The following is a 3,551-nucleotide window of genomic DNA, read 5'->3' as shown; positions in this document are numbered from 1 at the left end:
CGCCGAAGGGTGGCGGGCGCGGCGGCGCCCGGGCGCGGCGCGGCGGCATCGGCCATGGGCTGCGAAGCAGGACGCCAGCCCAGCCGGGCGGCGATCCGGCCGAGCGCCAGCCTCGCCGCCGGGGCCGGCGGCGGCGCCGGGCTGAAGGCATGACAAATCTGTTCGCGCCGCGCGGTGGCGGCACGTCCGATAGGCGATCGCAAAGGGCAGGCCTCCCTCGGGGGGGATGGGAGAACAGGGGGGTATCGCTGGGCTAAGTCCCAGGCCCCGCCGCCGGTTCCGATGGCGCCGCGGCGGCGCCGGCCGCCGCCCCGCCCCGGCGGCCAGGAACCCGGCGATATCCACGGCTTCCGGCCGATATCACGAAGTCGTAATCACGACGTCGCGAGGTGACGCGCAACGGACTCGTCCCCGGCGCTTGCCGCCCCGCATCCTTCCGCCGCCGGCCCCTGGCCGGCCAAGGACTGGGAGGAAAAGCATGCAGGACATCACGCGCCGCACGGCGCTCGGCCTCGGCGCCACGGCGCTGGCCGCGCCCGCCCTGGCCCAGGGGACCGCGCCGGGGACCGCGCCGGGGACGGCCGCGTCCCCGGGCGGCATCCCGCGCGCCAGCGTGCCGCCCCTGGCCGGCGCGCCGGAAGCCGGCGCCAGCCTGCGCGTCATCCGCCCCGCCCGCTTCGTCGAACCGGACGAGACCATCTTCCGCGCAAATGCCCAGCGCTTCCAGGACCGCTTCAACGTCCCGGTCCGGGTGGATTTCGTGGGGTGGGAGGATATCCGGCCGCAGACCGCCGTGGTGGCGAATACCGGCACCGGGCCGGACATCGTCATCGGCTGGTCGGACGACCCGCACATCTATGCCGAGAAGGTGGTGGAGATGGGCGACGTCGCCCAGTATCTCGGCGCCCGCTACGGCGGCTGGGGGTCCCTGTCCGAGAAGTACGGGCGGCAGCACCAGACCGGGAAATGGCTGGGCATCCCGATCGGCGGCAATATCGGCCCCTGCGTCTGGCGCCAGTCGGCGGTGAAGGAAGCCGGCTTCGACACGGTGCCGGACGACCATGAGGGCTTCCTGAAGCTGTGCCTGGCGATGAAGAAGAACAACAAGCCGGTCGGCTTCGCCCTGGGCAACGCCGTCGGCGACGGCAACGGCTTCGCGCAATGGCTGCTGTGGTCCCACAACGCGTCGCTGGTGGATGAGGAGGGCAAGGTCTCCGTCAACAGCCCGCAGACGATCGAGGCGCTGAAATACCTGCAGGAACTGTACCCGGCCTTCGCGCCGGGGACGCTCTCCTGGCTCGACCCGTCGAACAACCGGGCCTATGCGGCGCAGGAGATCCACCTGACCTTCAACGGCGTGTCGCTGTACTTCGCGCTGAAGAGCGACCCGAAGATGGCCGCGGTGGCGGAGGACACGCAGCACACGCTGGTGCCGAAGGGCAAGGCCGCGGCGTCGCCGCACACCGCCACCGTGATGAACGCCATGGTCTTCCGCCACACCCGCTTCCCCAATGCGGCGAAGCAGTTCATCGCCTTCATGCTGGAGGCGGAGCAGTACGACCCCTGGATGCAGGCCAGCCTGGGCTACTGGGCGCATCCCTTGCGCGCCTACAACGCCAGCACCGTCTGGACCAGCGACCCGAAGCTGACGCTGTTCCGCGAGACGATGGAGAGCAAGTACTGGTCCGGCTACCGGGGCCCGATCAGCCAGGCCTCCGGCGCCGTCGCCGCCGACTACGTGCTGGTGCAGATGTGCGCGGCGGTGGCCAGCGGCCAGGCGACGCCCGAGGCGGCGGCGCGGGAGGCGGAGCGCCGGGCGCGGCGGTACTACCGCAACGCCTGACGGCAGGGGGGACCTTCCCCCCCCGCGCCCCTCGTCGGCGAAGCGGCGCGGGCGGGTGCGCCGGGGCCATGCGGCCCTGGACACCCCGGCGGGTCCGGCGGCACCATCGGGGCTGACATATCACCGCGAGGGCGCCGCCATGCCGCTGCAAGTCACCCCGCTGCATCCGCTGTTCGCCGGCGAGGTCGCCGGCCTCGACCTGCGCAGCCCGCCGCCGCCGGCGGTCTGCGAGGAGATCCACCGCGCCATGGACCGCTATGGCGTGCTGGTCTTCCGCGACCAGGTGCTGGACGACGACCAGCAGATGGCCTTCGGCGAGGCGCTGGGCGAGCTGGAGGTGGCGCGCGCCACCGTGGACGCGCACAAGCACCGCCTGAAGCACGACCGCATGGCGGACATCTCCAACCTCGACGTGGACGGCAAGCTGCTGGCGGCCGACGACCGGCGGCGGATGTTCAACCTGGGCAACCAGCTCTGGCACAGCGACAGCAGCTTCAAGGCGACGCCGGCCAAGTATTCCATGCTGCATGGCCGCGTCGTGCCGCCCGAGGGCGGGGAGACCGAGTTCGCCGACATGCGCGCCGCCTGGGACGCGCTGCCGGACGCGGCGAAGGCGAAGGTCAGGGACCTGATCACCGAGCACAGCCTGATCTATTCGCGCGGCCAGATGGGGTTCGAGGAGTACACCGCGGAGGAGAAGCTGAAATTCGCCCCGGTGCGGCAGCGCCTGGTGCGCTGGCATCCCGGGTCGCAGCGGCACTCGATCTACCTGTCCTCGCATATCGGGCAGATCCTGGGCTGGCCGCGGCCCGAGGCGATGATGCTGATCCGCAACCTGACCGAGTTCGCCACGCAGCGCGCCTTCGTCTATGCGCATCACTGGCGGCAATGGGACCTGGTGATGTGGGACAACCGCTGCACCATGCACCGCGCCCGGCCCTTCGACGACCATGCCCATCCGCGCGACATGCGCCGGGTCACGCTGACCGACGTGGCGCCGACGCTGGAGCAGGCGGTGCCGCTGGCGGCCGAATAGGCCGCCGTCCTTCCCCCTTGCCACCCCGGCATCCTGTGGAAGACTTCCGGCGCGGGAGGAGGCGGGCATGCAGGCGGCACAGGCGGGGCTGGCGCGGGACGCCGACCAGGCGGTCATCCATGTCCCGGCCGGGGAGGGCCGGGCCTTCTGGGGACCGGGCGACCGCTACACCTTCCTGGTCACCGGGGCGGGCAGCCAGGGGGCCTGCTTCATCGTGCATTGCCTGGTGCCGCCGGGCGGCGGCCCGCCGCCGCACATCCATGACCGGGAGGATGAGTTCTTCTACCTGATCGAGGGCGAGGTCTCGGTCATCATCGGCGGCAGGAGCTTCGCGGCGCGGGCCGGCGACCTGGTGACCGCGCGCCGCGGCGTGCCGCACACCTACCGCAACACCGGCAGCGGCAACGCCTCCATGCTGGCGATCTTCACCCCGGCGGGGATGGAGGGCTGGTTCGAGGAGGCGCTGGATCCCGCCGGCGACCGGGCCGGCCTCGCGCCGCCCGCCACGCCCGAGCTGCTGCAGCGCATGCTGGCGGCCGGGCCGAAATACGGCGTGCGCTGGGCCTGAGGCGCCCGGGCGGCGCCGGGCCGGGCCGCGCATCCCGCCGCAGGGGCGATCCGCCCGAGGTTGCCGCGTCCGGGCCCGCGTCCCGCGCCGCGGCGCGACCCGCG

Annotated in this window: 3 protein-coding genes; all 3 read left to right on the top strand. The window is 72.6% G+C overall.

All coding sequences use genetic code 11. The annotated features are described in order from the left end of the window. Positions 1-478: 478 nt before the first annotated feature. Positions 479-1,843, top strand: coding sequence for an ABC transporter substrate-binding protein (locus E2C05_RS29880; RefSeq protein WP_133223257.1), 1,365 nt, complete (start codon positions 479-481; stop codon positions 1,841-1,843). A gap of 139 nt (positions 1,844-1,982) precedes the next feature. Continuing rightward, positions 1,983-2,879 (top strand): TauD/TfdA dioxygenase family protein, encoded by an 897-nt coding sequence (locus tag E2C05_RS29875; protein WP_133223256.1) that lies wholly within the window; start codon positions 1,983-1,985, stop codon positions 2,877-2,879. Positions 2,880-2,946: 67 nt separating this feature from the next. Beyond that, positions 2,947-3,447, top strand: coding sequence for a cupin domain-containing protein (locus E2C05_RS29870; protein ID WP_133223255.1), 501 nt, complete (start codon positions 2,947-2,949; stop codon positions 3,445-3,447). The last annotated feature ends 104 nt before the right edge of the window (positions 3,448-3,551 follow it).

Source organism: Paracraurococcus ruber (assembly GCF_004353985.1).
In the GTDB taxonomy this organism is placed as follows: Bacteria; Pseudomonadota; Alphaproteobacteria; order Acetobacterales; family Acetobacteraceae; genus Paracraurococcus; species Paracraurococcus ruber.
Note: the sequence above shows the minus strand (reverse complement) of the source record. Positions and strands in the feature narration are given on the sequence as shown.

Bases quoted from the DNA above. Each gene is read 5' to 3' on its own strand.
- E2C05_RS29880 (WP_133223257.1), top strand. From the start codon at position 479: ATGCAGGACATCACGCGCCGCACGGCGCTCGGCCTCGGCGCCACGGCG.
- E2C05_RS29875 (WP_133223256.1), top strand. From the start codon at position 1,983: ATGCCGCTGCAAGTCACCCCGCTGCATCCGCTGTTCGCCGGCGAGGTC.
- E2C05_RS29870 (WP_133223255.1), top strand. From the start codon at position 2,947: ATGCAGGCGGCACAGGCGGGGCTGGCGCGGGACGCCGACCAGGCGGTC.